The following is a 16777-nucleotide window of genomic DNA, read 5'->3' as shown; positions in this document are numbered from 1 at the left end:
AATAGATAAAATTAAGCACTATGTAAGCTTCTTTCTATATTTCACGTAAGAAACTTTCTATTAATCATTAAAAAATCTGGATAATAGCAAAATCAAAACATAAACAAAAAAATCCCCTGTGAGTGTTATTCGACAGGGGCTGCCAATTCTTTCGGACAAAATAAGTACAACAGGAATTATTAAATATTCCTCTTTTAATCCAAATCAAGTTAAAAAATGTGTTAATTTTTTATTATTGACCATTTCCATTTTCAGACTTAACTTCCTTACCTTCTTTAACGCTATAATTCTGTTTTATTTGTTCGTCATGATCAGATTTTTCGCCCTTTAAATTGGTCTCATTAGGAACACTCCCTGCCATTTTAGGCTCTTTATCTTGCTTCTCAAACTTTGAACCTTCTAATCCTATCTCTTTAAGTGCATCTTTTAATCTTTCGTTAGGTTTACTCTCTTCTTGCTCCTTAACCCCAGATTTTGGTGATTCTGAGTTATTTTCTATTTTACTCCACATTGACTTCCAATCTAATCCACAAGATTCTCTCACAAAAGAAAGTATATTACGCGATACTTTAAATTTTTCATCTGATAACGTATATCCGAACAAATTCCTAATTTCATCATCTGTGTAATCCCTACCCTTTATACCTTGCTCAAAAAGTAAGAAATCGAGATGCTGAGGCATTGACAAGTATGCATTTGGACGAGCCAATGCTCTTTCAATGAGACCAATTAGACTAGAAGTGTAAGGGGGGGGTACAATCTCTCCAAAGTCAACATCTTTTGGCATCATTGCCTTCGGAACTGAAGTTTTTATTATTTCATTTGCAAGTTCTTTGGCAGTGTTTATTAGATTTCTAGCAGTACCTGGGTCTAGTTCTCCATAAGTAAGCTTTGATGAAATATGTTCTCTTCTAGCCTTTTCTGGTAGACCTAGTATATCTGAACTTATCCACAATATCTGTAACCCAACTAAAACTGTTAGTTCACATGCGAGATACTTTAGGGCATCATAATGATCGTTGCTATGATTCCCTCCATGTTGAAAGCCTTTTGCAATGTTAGTAAGAAACTCCATACATATGTTAATAGCAACGTAAGGATTCTTATGAAGATATAACTTTTTAGTATTCAAAATGATATTATTCAAAAGAGAACTTGACTTTGCAGCATTCTTTATTTTCTGTTCATAGTGAGTATAAAATTCCCCGTCAGCTAAACCGTAAGAAGATTGATTATTTCGGTATTCACTCATACTATCACTTGTAAGAACTTTCACTCCACCTGAAGCTGCAAAACGAATAATTTCCCATTGTGTTTTGTTGAGAGCTACGAATACATTAGAAGCATTAACAAATTCACCAAGACCTTTTGCCCAAAATACCCTCTCAAAAGGCTTAGCTCTAGTTTTGTTTTTGCAATCGCATATTATCTTATGACCTTGAAAGGGATTAGTAAATACAATTCCCAAAACATCTATATCAGTCGCATCATTGCCATAGGATAAGGGGACTCCTCTTCTAGTTAAGTAACCCTGGCTCTGAAACATACTAGAAACATCATATTCAAACCCAAAGCCCTTCTGATCAGATTTATTATTATAAACCACACTTTACACCCCCGACGAAGTACGAATAGTAGTTAGCAACTTATTTCGCAAGGCTTCTACTGGAGCTGTAGATTTTGCAAAAATCTCGCTTTTCCTTGTTTCAGGAATAATACAGCCACTTGGCTGATCTTTTAATAGATCTCCAATATTTGCCTCCGCTTCAAGGGCAACTTTATTGTAAGTAATCATTTGTCGAACAAGTTCCCCCACCTCAAGTTGGCGTAACTTCATTTCAAAACCATATGGCTTTGCTGGTCTTGTTTGTATTACACCATCAATTTCCAATAATGCATAATCCTGACCTATAGCTGTTGCAGGACCAACCCACTGTCCACGGAGTAACTTATTCAGAATATTCATCATCTTGTCAAGAGTAGAAATTTTCCCTCTCCCCCATGTCGACTTTGTTTGTCCAAAACGCAAACAACTTAATAGTATTTTCGCCTTATGGAAAACATCCTCAGACAGTGAAAAATTTCCTATACCTTGACCTTTAATTTGAGGTGTTGTTAGGAAAGTGGCCGATCCTATTGCAGATTGTACAGTAATACCATCAACAAGCCCCACTCCTTCCATCATCTCCACAATATACGTAGGGATATGCGATGGAATATGTTCAATTAGAAAACCCTGTGTCTCAGAAATCAAATTTTGAATTTCAATTACCATATCTCGTTCATTGTTGTCCAGTGACGACAATGCTTTTACTACCCTTTGTGGATCTCCATTAAACGAGTATTCGTTAAACAGTACTTTTTCACCACTCTGACCACTCTCTCTAACTAGTCCAAAAGATTGCTGTAACTTGATAGTTGTTTCAGCACATTCTTCAGATATATTACTGGTTGTCAAATACTGCTTGAGTTCATCTGTAGTTCTTGGTAAATGAAAGGTGTGATTTAGACCGATTAAACTCGCATTCTCTTCTTGTTGGGGTTCAAGCGTCTCATAAATGGTTGATACGCTTTCCAGAGCTTCCTTACCAGAGAAACAATAGATTTCAATTTCTTTCGGTCTGTTCATTGCATCAACTGAATAATCGACTTTCTCAGCTTGCCGTAAGTAGCTCAAATATGTATTCAATTCTGCAGGTGAAATACTAGATTGGCGAGCAAAAACTTTTGCATTCTGTATAGGTATAATTTCTTGTTTATCTGCCACCAACCTACCAAGAAAGGCTCCAGCTTTTCCTGCTTGTTCTGTTGCCTCATAAAAAGCAAGCTCGGTTGTATACTGCTTAAGTTCAGCCAGATGTTTAACCGTGTTTACAATCCAGGTACCCTTTGTAAGCTTATCCATCTTCATGCCTCCTGTAATTTTGGTAAAACAAATATTTCTTGTTCAATTTGAATGTACTCCTTTTTTTGGCACATAACAACAGCTTAGGAAAAGAAAAAATCGTAGGTTAATTATTTTCACTTTGTCCAAATGTAATATAACGTATTTAGGTGACCCTTTAGAGCTAGATTAAAACTTGCTGGTAACACCATCAAAAACTATAGATAATGCCTATAAACAGATTCTAAAATGTTAAAGATAGAATGCTGTAAAAGGTTTTAGTTGAAGAAAAAATGGCCGAGAAAAACGGGCAGACGTATATAGTTCATCAAGTTTATACTGAAAGATTTCTTTATACTCCTAAAAACCAACCGTTTTTACAGGGCCAATCACTAATAATTTTATGAATTCTTCAGCGATGAAGTTTGATGAATATTTCATGTTTTGGTTCAGCCACCATCGTATCACTGACATATACAAAGATGTCATCCATTCCAAGAATAAATCCCGGGATATTAAGATATGATTCGGGAAGCTGCTATCCATTTTTCCCATGAGGGCTTGCTGAAACTTTTGATTAATGTCTATCATCTGCGGATCGTTAAGCAGTACCTTGTATAGCACCGCATCATCTTCCACAACTTTAAGAATTCCACGAATATTTTCTTTGAAGCTGCTATATTCTAGTTCTCCATCAACAATATGTGTTTCAGGGGCTACCAGTTCTATGATATTAGCTAACGCTTGGTCCGCTGTTTTTTGCAGCAAATCAATAAATGCATCCCGAATGACTTTTTGTGTTTTTATAATACGTAAGTCCTTATTTCGAATCATTTTAATACCTCCTGTCTACTATATTCATAATAATCATCATATATGAGATTCGTGTCGTATAAGCAACAAATCCCTATATGTCAATGATTGAAGACTATTACACAAGAATATTATGCTGTGTTCATACTTATTTGAAAGGAGTTTTAATATGACAAAGAAATGGCAACCTGATGATTTTCCGGTAGGACTCTATGAGCTGCATCCTGATGCAAGCGTCAACTTCCATATGAATGTGTTCTATAACTGGACCAATGATAACGTCTTACTTGAAGAAATGCGCGAAGTAGGCAAAACTGCTCACAACTATGAAACATTAATTAAACGCTTTATAGAACTTGGAGACGAGTCTTTGAAAAAAGGTGCAAGATTACGTGCAGCCTTTTATTTCAGAGGCGCTGAGTTTTTTAGTCCACAATCAAATTCACTCAAACAAAATTTACGTGATCAGTTTATTCAGCTCTCCAAAGAAGCTTATGGTATTACAGATGAACAGCACTATTTAATTCCCTATGAATAAGGCTATCTTTCCGCTTATCGCCTTTCGGCAGAAAATCCGAAGAAGACTTTGGTTTTATTTGGAGGTTTCGACAGTTATATTGAAGAGCTTTTCCGAATGTCTATGGTATTCAGAGATGCTGGATATGATGTAATTATGTTTGAAGGTCCAGGACAAGGCAGTGTCTTGGAAACCTACAATATTCCAATGACACATGAATGGGAAAAACCAGTTAAAAGTTTGCTTGACTATTTCAAGGTTGAAAATGTAACACTTATAGGCCTCTCTTTAGGCGGCAATCTTGTTTTGAGAGCAGCTGCTTATGAACCAAGAGTTAAAGAAGCAGTTGCCTATAATATATTAACGGATTTTTTTGAAGTGTTAACGCATCAAATCCCTCCTTCCTTCCGGAATAAGCTCAAAACCATGATTGATGAAGGAGATTGGCAAACCGTAAATGATACCTTAGCTCAATTGATGAAGCAGAGTTTAATGCTAGAATGGGCTCTTGCTCAAGGCATGCATGTTACAGGAAGCAACACTCCTTATGACTTCATTAATGGCACAAAGGCCTAAAACGCAAATCAATTCTCTCATTTAGTAACTCAGGACGTCTTGCTGCTTGCAGGACAAAACGATCATTACGTGCCAATCAATCAGCTTACAGATCAAATTTTGACGCTAACAAATGTTCGATCACTCTCAGCAAGAATGTTTACTCCTCATGAAACATCTGATACTCACTGCCAGATTGGTAATATTGGACTGGCTTTGCATGTTATTCTAAATTGGATGGAACAAACAGACTAAGTCTTAGAAGCTGCAAACTATAAATTTTATACAAGAGCTCCCTTTGACATACATCACATATGTATGACTACTCAAGGGGGTTTTTGCTACGTCCTCTCTCCCATTTCCCCTTTCTCCAAAAATAAACATAGTAAATCCCCCAACCAATGGGTCATTCTGTAAACTAAATCTCTCTTTCAACCGATAAATACATATGCTGGGTTGTTTATTAAATATCCCCTCTCGTCCCTTTATGAGCATACATATCTATCTTGACTCAAATTTGTACCTAATCTGCGGCTTCTATTATGAGAAGCAAATTCAAGATGACGTGCTTCACTTGGAAATACCCATCGCATCTAGAAAGGAGTCATGAACTCACTTGAGCGTAATATCAGATGGGATCGGATATGAAAGCCTACGCTTTTATGGTCCCTTTCAGCCACTACACATTGAACTACTTCAAATAACACGTGCCATCAACGATCATGCCTATTTACACATCAGTGGCATGCTCTCCGAAGAACAGGGAGCGGCTTGTATTGGTCAAAATATGGAGCAAGAGCCGATTGTGATTCGTCAGTTGAATGATCAGGGACAATCGCTAAGAGGACTGTTCCACGGGATCGTTACGCAAATGTCTGTGAATTGCACACGTGGAGTATATACCTTTGAACTGGAGGCCGCTTCCCATTCGTATCAGATGGATATTAAGCGTAAAAGGCGCTCCTATCAAGATATTCACCGCACTTATGATGATTTGGTCACTGCGCTGGTTCGGAAATATCAGTACGGAGATGCCATTGATACGGTAAGCAACCATGCCAAACTGGAGACATTTGTTTTACAATATGAGGAGACCGATTGGGCGTTTTTAAAACGTCTCGCTTCTCGCTTTGGTTCCGTACTCGTGCCAGAAGTAACCGCAGCCTCGCCCAAGGTTTTCTTCGGAATGCCTGAAGGCAAACAGCATAAGGTGGAGCGAGATGTATTTTATCGAGTACGTAAAACGTTTCATGAACTGGATGCCGAAAAGCTAGGAGAACAACGTGCTGGCTCGTATATCACCTATATGATTGAATGTCTGCAATACTATGCGCTCGGCGACCTCATTACGTTACCCATCGGACAAGGAAAAGAACTGGTCGTGGTTCGCGCAGTGACACAGTTAGCAGATGGCTTACTACGTACCCGCTATGATCTTCAAGCTGAACAGGATATTCGCTATGCCCGGTATGACAACGATCAGGCGACCGGGATTTCGCTGGCAGGAACGGTGCTCAAGGTAAAACAGGATTTTGTACAGCTTCAACTGGACATTGACCCGAAGCAAGATCCTTCCAAAGCCTGCTGGTTTCCGGTGTCCACCCGTTATGTCGCCGAAGAACATAGTGGCTGGTACGATATGCCTGAAATCGGGGAACAAGTGGAATTGTATCTGCCTACTCACCGCGAACAGGATGCCTATGTAACGGATTCGCTGCGACAACAACGCCACACAAATGGACAGCCAAATGTAAAGGTATGGCAACATATGCAAGGTAGCGGTGTCGAAATGTCTGAGCATGAGCTGAACCTATCCACCTCCGGTGAATTTTCCATTACACTGCATGAAAGTAACGGCATTACAATTGATAGTCCCGGGAATGTGCTGATTCAGGGTGGTCACGTGAAGCTCGATGCTGGGCAGGAGCTTTCACTTGAAGCTGGAATGGCACTGTATTTAAAAGGCGGAGCCAGTAGCATGGTATTGGATGGTGAGACGGATACCAAAGCTCCAGTGATTTATCAGGAAGGAACGGTAAAAGCACCTGTTTTCGTTGCTGACCTCCCTCCTGTGCCTGAGCCGCCACTGATGAGCATTAAAGCCTATGAGGCCGCACAAGCTGCATCAGCAGCTAAGACATCATCGAGCAGCCAAGCCTCTACCCCTAAAGCAAAAGTCACAAGTCCAGCAGAGCTTAAACAGGCGAATGCCTTGATGGGTACGGTGTCCAAGCTATTAGGCTCCATTCCAGTGATGGGAAAAGTGGCTGGCGTTGTTGCAGGAGCGCTAAGTGGACCTGCAGGAGGTGTGATTCTGAGAGCAACCGCAGCGATCCCTGTTCGGAGCAAAGGAACCCCTACCGTTGGAGGCAGTAAGGGGAACGGCATTCATCCGTTGAAACACTTGGCTGGTCTAGCATTACAAGGGTTAATCACTCAGTATGAACATGAGCAAGCGAGACATGCCTACTATAGCAAATGGATTCTGGGGAAAGTGTATACAAGCGCACGTCAAATAGTACATTCCGGCAGCCGATTAGAGCTGATCCAAAACTTGCTGACAACATCGAAAACCATGGTTCATGCCTATCAACAGGTACCTAAAAGTGTTAAAGATAGAATGCTGAGGGAATATAAAGAACAAGAAAAAGCTAGGGCTGAAGCTGCTCTTAAAGCAGAAAAAGAAGCTAGAGCTAAAGCCCTTAAAGCGAAAAAAGAAGCTGCGCCACCAGAGCTTACAGATGAAGAATATGAGAAAATTCAAAGAGATTATGTCTATTGGTCTTCATTAGAAAATCGCAGACCTGAAATTCCGCTAGGAAGCTACCGTGCTGAGGACGGGGTGGTTCGTACAGCGAATGGAAATCCAGATTTTAAATACTACGATGACTGGAAACAAAACTATCAAGGAGATTTTTTGATTCTATCTAATCAAGAGGGCATCACACCGGAAGAACAACGATGGATGAGCTATGCAAACATATTTGCAGAGCCAGTGCCACTTGACGGTCGAGGTGGTGAAGGTAGAGCCCTTAAAAATGAATTCTCCAAAATGAGCAAAGAAGGGGCATTCGAGAACGCTAGGCTCGCAAGAGAAAATGTGAGGAGAATCCAACAGCGAATAGATCAGAAAAGCATCACCACAAAAAATGCATCCGAGCCTATTGAGGACGTATCAGAAGTTATGCCTTCAAAAGCAGGTAAACTCAAGGAGAAACTTCCTAAAACTGAGGGGACGGGTAAAGCTAGTGAATCTTACTTATCATCAGAGATGGAGCAAAAAATATTAGGGGGAGAGAGAATACCAGGTAAAAATGGAGTTAGAGGGGGTCATTCACCTAATGTGGTAAATAATAAAAATCCTAATTATGCAGTAGAAGTTCTCAGAGAGAATCCAGATGGAACTAACTTTGTTCAATTTTATCATCAGTTTCCGGATGGAACTCTAGCAAAGCTTAAAAAAAGCACAGTATTCCCTGATTCATGGAGTGATGAGAAAATTATAGGCTCCATAAAAAAAATTAGCGAAACGCCAGCAGTTGGGAGCCGTACATCAGATGGGGCAACTACAACTTTGCATAGCGGTACTGTAGATGGTGTTGAAATAGATGTTATTAAAGAAGGCAATAACATTACTGCTGGATATCCGGTGGGAGGTAAACCAACGCCAGGATTTGAGCCAATAAATTAGTGGAGGCAAATTTATGAAATATGAACAATTTGACAAATTAATAACTGAAATGTCTGGAGAGAATGCTTCAGATGATTATTGGTATGATGTTGGAGTAAATGACGCGATGAACTTGTTGGAGAATTTCTCCGAATTAGATTGGGAACTTCTTAAAAAAAATATAATGGATAAGTCGTTAGAGTGGCAAAAAAGAGTAGTATATTGCTTTGAAGAAGAAAATGATCCAAGAGAAATTAATATAATATTAACACTTATTGATACAACAGACAAAGAACTATTTGAAATGGGTATCGATTCTTTAAGATTTTTAATTAATGAAAATAATAAAGATTGTATAATAAATAACAATGAACTTATGGAAAAATTGAGGGAAATGGCATCAATTGATAATATGTCAGGTAGAATATGTAGGGAGTTTCTTAATAAATTACAACTATGAATCAGTACACATTAATCATCCGGTTAAAACTGCAGATGATACTTCAATGGAATCGTTTGAACAGATTCAAGCAGAAAAAAGGTTCTTAGAGTAAATTCGAATACTTACCAACAAACCAAACACTAACTGATTCAAGCACTCGATAAACTTACAAAAGCTCATTCCAACTTGTTTTATTAGTAGGGATGAAATTTTATTCCACACAAAACCAATGACTTGCCATCCCTCCCCATCAGAGTTAACATACACACACTCAAACGACTAAGGGAGGGAAATTCACTATGTCAAATTGGCCGGATTGGTTTCTCGAAGCATTACGCCAGCAGTTTTATCAACAACATGATTTAAACGTAGCAGAATGCCTACGAGCTTCACCAAACTCTGTACCTTAAATATTCCATGTCTACATTTACTCTAATTAAAAACAAAAACCCACTCAATGAGCGGGTTTCAGCATAGAGACGTGGGGAGTTGAACCCCTATTCCAAACTTTTTCTGCTATGCATTAATTGTTATTATTGCTCCTCAAGCCTTGTGTACCACACTTGAAGAGCAGTTGGTTTGTTACTCATTCCCAAACAATCAAGCATTATTTCTTAATATCAACATGTAATGTTCCATTGATCGTAGTTGAATTTACTGTAGCTCCTAGAACTTCCGAAACAAATCTAAGAGGAACCATAACCCGATTTGGATATTCCGGCATATCGGGAGCACTTGGCATCATCTTTTCTTCATCGTTCACATATGCAACTTTGCTACCCACGGTTAATCGTATAATTGTACCATTCTTCGATTTAATTGTAACTTCTTGTTTAGGTCTGTTCCACGAGACAGACTCTCCCAAGCCCTCAGATATGAATTTAATAGGGACATACACTGTGTTTGTGGATCTATCTATATACGGACTGACGTCTGTCGTCAAAATGCTATTATTTTCGTTTGTGGATTTCTCTCTAAATGGATCTAATGTCAAAGTGCTGTTATTCACAGAAACTTCAACATTATAACTAAATTTGGATCCCGCATGCGCGCTCTCAACTGAGACAGAAGAAACGAACACAAAGATAAAAGCTAAGGGCAAAATTATACGTTTTAACATAGTGTACCACCTCTCTTCATTCATCAACCAGAGCCTCTTCGCTATTTTTTAGATTAACTGCCCAATGAACTGAATTTCTAATTATTACACTAGGAATATTAAAATATTATATTTTTATCGGACATAGAATGAGTATTTCTCGACATTATTACTATTCGTATAATCAATTCTTCCGCCGTGATTCCATACGTCATCACTTAAATTGGTAACATTTTGAGGATATTTCGCACTGGCGCTATTGTTAACTAGAAAGCGCATATTATTCCAAACGGCAGATGTGAATCCATGCTTAAAAGGAATACCACTATTTGATACTCCATTCATAGCTATGGCAGTCACTCTCTTAACAGACCGTCCAGTCGTCCCCAGCCCATTAAATTTAACCACATAAATATTGGAATAATTAATTTGCTCTCTAATGGTTAAAGTAGGCTCATCAGATTTTCCAGCATAGTAAAATACTTTGTATCCATTTATAGTAGCGCCATTATCAAATCTTTTAGATCTATAAACATAGGTTGTATCTCTAGAATTCGGCTGGCTATAGCCGTTGTCATCTCCTTCGTTGACAGTATGGAGTACCTTTGCATGGAAAACAGGATACCACCCGGCTGGAGTAGTCTTAGATCTCAAACCCTCAAACCCAACTTCCGCGACTCCATCTATTCCTGTATACATATAAGCGGCTTCATTATCATCATCGGCATTTGCAATATCATAAGTTGGTAGGGTGATAGAATCTGCCATTACACCATTATACACGATGGACGAATTGCTTGCTGGCGTTTGAAGTCGATGAAATGCTCCCGTTTCCTTTCCAGCAGTATTACCTCTATTCGACAAAGTAGACTGAAGGGTGATTTTATGGTCACTCACTTTGCTCTCGCCCAGTTCATCTCCTTTATAAGTTGCATCAGTAACTTTCTTTTCAAATTGGTCTTTAATATCTCCTTGTTTTGAAGAAGTAGCATCAACCAGATCGCCAGCTTCGTTAATATTCAATATAACCACTTCGGCATCCTGCAACTTTTCGATTTTTTGAATTGTATCCTGTTTAAGTACTCCTTTTTCCAAAAGGCTATCAACAGAATGGTCAAAAACTTTGTTGCTTAATGTTGATATCCCTTTTGCAGCCGCAGGAGCCTCCAGTTGGATTTCTTGCTCAATAGCTTCTTTAATGTACTGGTTAAATTCATTCGACGAGGGTTCTTGCCCTTGAGCATTTGCAGCCAAGCTCGGAATGGAAACAGCCATAAGTAGAATAGAAAGAGTAATCTTCGTTTTCTTCAACATAATAATAAATTCACACTCCACGTTTTAATGTAATGCTATAATCGAAAGCTGGCCAGCGTTTCTTCAATTATGGAAATTTATTCATAAAAATGACACTACGTGCATTATAGTGGATAACATTTACAGAATCAATATTTTTATTTGTAATAAAAAAGAAATAGAATATTTTATGTAATTCTGTTCAAACTACTTAATACTAGAGAGATGCCTCTATAACAGACATCCCTTTACACAAAACAATGATTTGCCATCCCTCCACATCAGAGTTAACATACACACTTCAACCACAGGAGGGAAAATATACTATGTCAGATTAGCCAGAATGGTTTCTCGAAGCATTACGGCAACGATTTTATGTATTAGAATTAGCCAGTGAACAAAACGCTTCATATTTATCAGATCAGAAGATGAACATCTATTCACTCAAATTGAGCAACTGAAAGGTAATCAAACTGAAGATATTCAACATCTACTATCTGAATGGGAAGAAGCCATAGGCTATCAACTAAGTCAAGACAAACAATCCATCTATATGGAAGGAGTGAAAGACGGAATTCGATTGATCCTTCCCGTCATACAACCCACAAATATTCGTTAGCCTATTGATCCGTTTTAGTCTATGGTTCTCTAGTTCATAAACTCATTTAACAATGATCTATTAATGCTCGATAATTTCATCTATGCTCATTCTACTTTTCAAGGTAAAAACAAAATGCGCTGATGAGAGAACGGTTATCTTCTTCACCAACGCATTGAATAATTTATCAACAAATTGTTCCAATATATCTTCCCGTAAGCTTAGGATTTGTATGACTTCATCGACTCGCTCTTTAATTTTTTCCTTCTGATCCTCTTCCTCCTCTAATATCACCATCTATTGCCTTAACTCGTTGAGTTCACTGGAAAGTCTGTCTGTTCGTCTCTTCATTATATACAATCTCATCAATCTGATTCCGTGGGTAATGACAATTGTATGGCTTTCCATATTTGACCTCCTCATCTAAATAAGTGATTGGAATGTGAAAGGTGAATTCTCCCACATCCCTCTCTAACGGCTGACAAGCCACATGGTTATGCTCGGAAGTCTGCTAGACAAGTGATGGAAGCCTTCGTTGTCTTAATAATATGTTTAATGGTGATCGACTTATTCATATTGCAATTGAGGATGGAATCTCCTGTTTTGCGAGCAATACTCAATCCTTCAGCCACACCAAGCCAGCCTCGGTCATCAAACAAGGTATACGTTTCTCCCACTATTTACTCAGCTACTTTTTTGGGATTCCATGCTTTTTTTCGCTGCTTACCAAGGAAATTTTATTAGTCCATGAGATCATCGAGCTTCGCATCCTGTCGTTTGACGTACCTATCAGGGATACTCATATCTTTGTCTTCAGGCCATTGTAACGTGTAGGCTTCTTGTTTCATTATCATTGTATAATTATGGTCTAGCCACTCATCTCATCTCGATATATTACTACCACGCACTCCACATGCCTTGAGTGTACAAAAATGATGACCCTAAGGCCTGGTCGCCCCTTGGCGGAAAATCTATCGTTTTTAGATCGGAGTCTTTATGTCTTTCTTTTTTTATTTTCTACTGAAAGTGTCCCTCCTGATCCATCTGCCCCAAGGCAGTCTTGGTTTTTCTGACTTTCTGACAATCCTGTCAAACATAAAACCAGTAAAATAATTTATTGCTCAACTACCCCAAAATCATCCACATAAACATATCCTGTACCAGGATTCTTGTAAGCATACACTGTTGCCCTGGTAGCGCCTGCTCCGGTTGTAAAAGGAATGTTTACCATTGTCCAGGATGTACTGTCAGATGTTGCAGATGCATCCGTTCCTTCAAAGCCATTAACACCAATTTGAATCCGCTCTCCTATGTCTGCCTTAACCCAGGCGGTACACATATAGCTGGTATTAGGACTTAGCCCCGTAAGTACCTGCTCGATACCATCTTCTCCGGGTCCCAATCTAACACTCTTAGAGCCGCTTCTTGGTACCGATACACTTGCAGCAGTATCTGAATATGTTGCTGCCCATGGTGAGATTATCCCTTTCTCGAAATCAGATTGCCTTACGTTATTAACATAAAGTAAGCTGACACTCTCAAAAACCGGGTCCGGAGGTGAAGAAAAATCATGCCCGGCAGTCCAGTCAGTTCCACCGAACTCATATGCTCCAATATCCGGTGCCGCACCAACATAATCATTCGTGATTCCAGATATTACAACCCCTGCATTAATAGCTGGAGAAGTAGACTGCAACCTGAAATCATATGCTGTGGGATTCACAAATAACGGATTGGTTTCTGAGGTAATATTATTTCCCTCTATATGAGTACCAGGCAGTGTAAAGGCTGTAGTAAAGATATTGTTGAAAATTCTGTCGCCGTACATATCTGACTGAAAATTACTTCCCCAATATCCTACATTTCCGTTACTGTAGGTGGTATTGTTATAAATCAGGTTAAAATTACTGGGTGTATTCAATCTTATCCCTGTATAGTTTCCCCATACAACATTATGATGCACAATATAGCCCTTGCTACCGTTATCCAGATAGATACCAGTGCCGGAATAATTCTTTGCCAGATTATCATGGATGTAATTATGATGAATTACCGTCCCTTGCCCATCCCAGGCAAATTCATAGAGTATTCCGCAGTCTTTTGTCAGCTTTCCTGCATTGTACAGATTATTATATTGTATCTGGCTGTTTTGGGTAGGCATAAATATCAGATAACGCCCAGCGTTATATACCGTATTATGACTGATTAGATGGTTTGCCCCCAATAGATAGATTGCCGGAATATCCGCTGCCGAATAATTTGCTTCATGAATAAGATTATTAATTACCTTATTTCCTGTTCCCTCTATACTCACCAGATTACCGGAACTGTAGGTCAAAGTACTGTCTCTAAGCTCATTATTGGTACCGGACATAAATATCCCTGTACTGTATTGTCTGGTAACATCCGAATCATGACTGACATATTCCGCAATCATATTAGAAATTTTACAGTAATTAGAATTAGACATTTTAATGCTGGAGGCAAAGATATTAATTCCGGTAATATTTATGTAAGAGTGGGAACTTAAATCAAATGCATAAGTCCGCTTCTTTGCTTCTACTGTCAAAGTATTCGGATCAACTCCACCAGGTGCCCATAAATAAAGTCTGCCAGTAATGCTGTCATAATACCATTCTCCCGCACTGTCAAGATCTTTAAGATTACCAGTAATATAATAGCTATTACCGCCTGTCGCTGCAGTATCTATTTGATCAAAGGTAATGGAGCCGTCACTTGAGCTGGTAATGGTACTTTTATAAGATTTGTAGCCTGTTCCCGGAACACTCCAAACCGTTTTGCCAACCCAGTATCCAGGTGCCTGAGTTAAGTTTCCATCCTTGATGGTTGTAGTGGAACCGGAATCAACTGTTGCATATGTTGAATTTAAGGGATCGAGTGTTGGTGAATTGGGCCATCTGGCTTCAAATTGCATTTGCTTATTAACAAATATCTGATTTTTTGTTCCAAGGGAACCCCTCATTTCCGCATAATAGATGGATCCGGAGTAATTTTTCCAGCCAGTAACCGGATCGGCACCGGATACCGTTACGTTCTCTCCTGTATAAGCCTCAAAGTTTATGGGTTTTGCAGAAGTTCCGGAAGTATGAAGTGTTACTGTTTCCCGGTATGTACCACCTCGTATGATGCAGGTATCTCCGGCTGTCATGGTATCTGCTGCCTTTTGTATGGTTTTCCATGGATTTGATAGTGTACCGGTTCCAGTGATGTCATTCCCCGTTGTAGAAACATAATATACGGAATTTGCCTTTACAGTTTCCACACCCAGATTAAAAGTAAATACATAAATCATCATAATTACAACTAAAAATCTAAAGCCTGTTCTCTTATTCATAGCTTACCTCCTGGAATGAATTCTATTTTTAGATACAGCTTCTACGCTTGGGCCTAAGTTCACTGCTAGGTATGTTCTAATATAGAAATTTGTGTATATATAAGCCCTTAATTATTTAATCGACTTATACCGACTTAAAGTTTATGATTCTTTCGGCGAAGCTTCTCCAATACTGAACCCATCCAGCCATTTCATTGACCATGCATGGTATTATTTTCTTTCCGAAATGGGTGCATGAGCATCCAGAGATTAAAGTACGCTATCAAAATGATTTTCCCTCTAATGGAAGAATCGCGTGAAAAGCATGAGACTTATCCGAAGCATGTAGTTCCTAAATTCGCATATATTACTTTCATTGAAAATGCAGGTGTGAACAACGAGAAGTTGATTGCCCAGGCACCTTACGCGGGCATGACAGATGATATTCGTGCGGGTAAGTTGCAAGCATAGTCAATCAAGACGAATTCAACTAAAAAGCCTGAGCCTGTGTCCCATAACGTAAGACAAATTAAAACACCTACCAACCTGGTCATACCCTGTCTACTTGACAGGGGTATGACCAGGTTGGTAGGTGCCCAGCATCTTTTTTAATATTCTCTATAACCATCTAATCTCCATTGGCTATTCTTCTTTCTCTTTTTCATCATGAAGCATCTTCTCTAATACAACATATACAAACTGTGCTCCGTACTTCATGCCCTGCCAGTACAAAGCTTCATTCTCCAATGCTTGCTTGTATTGATGCTTATCCTCCCATTCCGAGAATTCAGGTCTGTTCACAATATCCATCTCAGAAAGTCTCTTCGATTCCTCTGAGCAAGGCATCAGGATCAATATTTACGCTAATTCCCAGTCGGGTCAACAACCAGGTTCTGAATCGCACTTTTACCGCTTCCATTATTCCCCGCAAATACATACATCATTGGTATATGTTTATGCATGAGAACATCCGTATCCGCAACAGGAACAATGTCTCCATCGTTGTATTCTTTTACAATTTGGCCATCCGGCGTTTTATATACAATATAGGTATCGTTCGCTTTCGCATCCAACTTGGCGCGATCTCCTGTAAGCTTAATCAATTTCTCCAGATCTTTAAATTTATCCAAGAGGTTCACCTTCCCTGCATCTGTTTTATTAAAGTAATTGAACCACAGCAAGTTGATTGCACGTCACAGAAGGGAATAACCTTATTTTGTTCAACTCCAAATCCTTACGTTCAAAAATGGTATCCGATCTCGGCACTTGCATATTACCATATTCCTATATTAACTCATGTTACACTTCCCTCTTATCCTCCTACTTCCAAAAATAAACATTGTAAATCCCCCAACCAATGGGTCATTCTGTAAACTAAATCTTTCTTTTAACCGATAAATACATATGCTGGGTTGTTTATTAAATATCACCTCTCGTTCCTTTTTAGCGTACAAACCTTGTTATACATATCTATATGGACTCACTGTTGTACTCATCTGCTGCTTCTTTAATCAGAAGTGAATGCAAGATGACGTGCTTTACTTGGAAATACCCATCACATATAGAAAGGAG

14 protein-coding genes and 1 pseudogene are annotated in these 16777 nt (G+C 39.0%); 5 read left to right on the top strand and 10 right to left on the bottom strand.

Annotated features, from left to right (window positions below; translation table 11 throughout):
- Nucleotides 1–232 precede the first annotated feature (232 nt).
- The 3 genes from KSP24_RS00950 to KSP24_RS00940 form a co-directional block, all read right to left on the bottom strand.
- Nucleotides 233–1606: a hypothetical protein gene (locus KSP24_RS00950; protein WP_216974244.1), complete on the bottom strand. Its 1374-nt coding sequence runs from the start codon at nt 1604–1606 to the stop codon at nt 233–235.
- A gap of 3 nt (nt 1607–1609) precedes the next feature.
- Nucleotides 1610–2905: a hypothetical protein gene (locus KSP24_RS00945; protein WP_216974243.1), complete on the bottom strand. Its 1296-nt coding sequence runs from the start codon at nt 2903–2905 to the stop codon at nt 1610–1612.
- A 339-nt stretch (nt 2906–3244) separates the two neighbouring features.
- On the bottom strand, nt 3245–3718 hold the full coding sequence (locus KSP24_RS00940; protein ID WP_216974242.1) for a TetR-like C-terminal domain-containing protein: 474 nt from the start codon (nt 3716–3718) through the stop codon (nt 3245–3247).
- Nucleotides 3719–3866: 148 nt separating this feature from the next.
- Between KSP24_RS00940 and KSP24_RS00935 the strand changes: the two genes are divergently transcribed.
- The 4 genes from KSP24_RS00935 (at nt 3867) to KSP24_RS00920 (ending at nt 8899) form a co-directional block, all read left to right on the top strand.
- A complete protein-coding gene (locus tag KSP24_RS00935; RefSeq protein ID WP_216974241.1) occupies nt 3867–4235 on the top strand; it encodes a hypothetical protein in 369 nt (122 codons plus the stop codon).
- Between the two features lie 96 nt (nt 4236–4331).
- A complete protein-coding gene (locus KSP24_RS00930; RefSeq protein ID WP_216974240.1) occupies nt 4332–4790 on the top strand; it encodes an alpha/beta fold hydrolase in 459 nt (152 codons plus the stop codon).
- A gap of 595 nt (nt 4791–5385) precedes the next feature.
- On the top strand, nt 5386–8460 hold the full coding sequence (locus KSP24_RS00925; RefSeq protein WP_216974239.1) for an EndoU domain-containing protein: 3075 nt from the start codon (nt 5386–5388) through the stop codon (nt 8458–8460).
- A gap of 13 nt (nt 8461–8473) precedes the next feature.
- Entirely contained in the window at nt 8474–8899 is a 426-nt protein-coding gene (locus tag KSP24_RS00920) for a hypothetical protein (RefSeq protein ID WP_216974238.1), read from the top strand.
- A 589-nt stretch (nt 8900–9488) separates the two neighbouring features.
- Here KSP24_RS00920 and KSP24_RS00915 read toward each other — a convergent pair.
- The 5 genes from KSP24_RS00915 to KSP24_RS00895 all read right to left on the bottom strand — a co-directional run bounded on the left by KSP24_RS00915 (nt 9489) and on the right by KSP24_RS00895 (nt 15226).
- Nucleotides 9489–10001 (bottom strand): stalk domain-containing protein, encoded by a 513-nt coding sequence (locus KSP24_RS00915; protein WP_216974237.1) that lies wholly within the window; start codon nt 9999–10001, stop codon nt 9489–9491.
- A gap of 114 nt (nt 10002–10115) precedes the next feature.
- Entirely contained in the window at nt 10116–11294 is a 1179-nt protein-coding gene (locus KSP24_RS00910) for a hypothetical protein (RefSeq protein WP_216974236.1), read from the bottom strand.
- 658 nt (nt 11295–11952) lie between these two features.
- A complete protein-coding gene (locus tag KSP24_RS25080) occupies nt 11953–12168 on the bottom strand; it encodes a hypothetical protein (protein WP_254207540.1) in 216 nt (71 codons plus the stop codon).
- A 197-nt stretch (nt 12169–12365) separates the two neighbouring features.
- Nucleotides 12366–12530, bottom strand: coding sequence for a hypothetical protein (locus KSP24_RS00900; RefSeq protein ID WP_216974235.1), 165 nt, complete (start codon nt 12528–12530; stop codon nt 12366–12368).
- A 455-nt stretch (nt 12531–12985) separates the two neighbouring features.
- Nucleotides 12986–15226, bottom strand: coding sequence for a right-handed parallel beta-helix repeat-containing protein (locus KSP24_RS00895; protein WP_216974234.1), 2241 nt, complete (start codon nt 15224–15226; stop codon nt 12986–12988).
- A gap of 200 nt (nt 15227–15426) precedes the next feature.
- On the opposite strand from KSP24_RS00895, the pseudogene KSP24_RS00890 reads away from it, so the two are divergent.
- Nucleotides 15427–15676 (top strand): annotated as a pseudogene (locus KSP24_RS00890) (phenolic acid decarboxylase); the annotation flags it as partial.
- A 171-nt stretch (nt 15677–15847) separates the two neighbouring features.
- On the opposite strand, the gene KSP24_RS00885 reads toward KSP24_RS00890, so the two are convergent.
- On the bottom strand, nt 15848–16015 hold the full coding sequence (locus KSP24_RS00885) for a hypothetical protein (RefSeq protein ID WP_216974233.1): 168 nt from the start codon (nt 16013–16015) through the stop codon (nt 15848–15850).
- A 53-nt stretch (nt 16016–16068) separates the two neighbouring features.
- The gene (locus KSP24_RS25435; protein ID WP_025679323.1) at nt 16069–16335 is read right to left on the bottom strand and encodes a hypothetical protein; all 267 of its coding nucleotides are present in this window, start codon (nt 16333–16335) and stop codon (nt 16069–16071) included.
- Nucleotides 16336–16777 lie beyond the last annotated feature (442 nt).

The organism is Paenibacillus sp. AK121 (genome assembly GCF_019042715.1).
In the GTDB taxonomy this organism is placed as follows: Bacteria; Bacillota; Bacilli; order Paenibacillales; family Paenibacillaceae; genus Paenibacillus; species Paenibacillus polymyxa_C.
The sequence above is the reverse complement of the archived record's forward strand: the minus strand, read 5'-3'. Positions and strand labels throughout refer to the sequence as shown.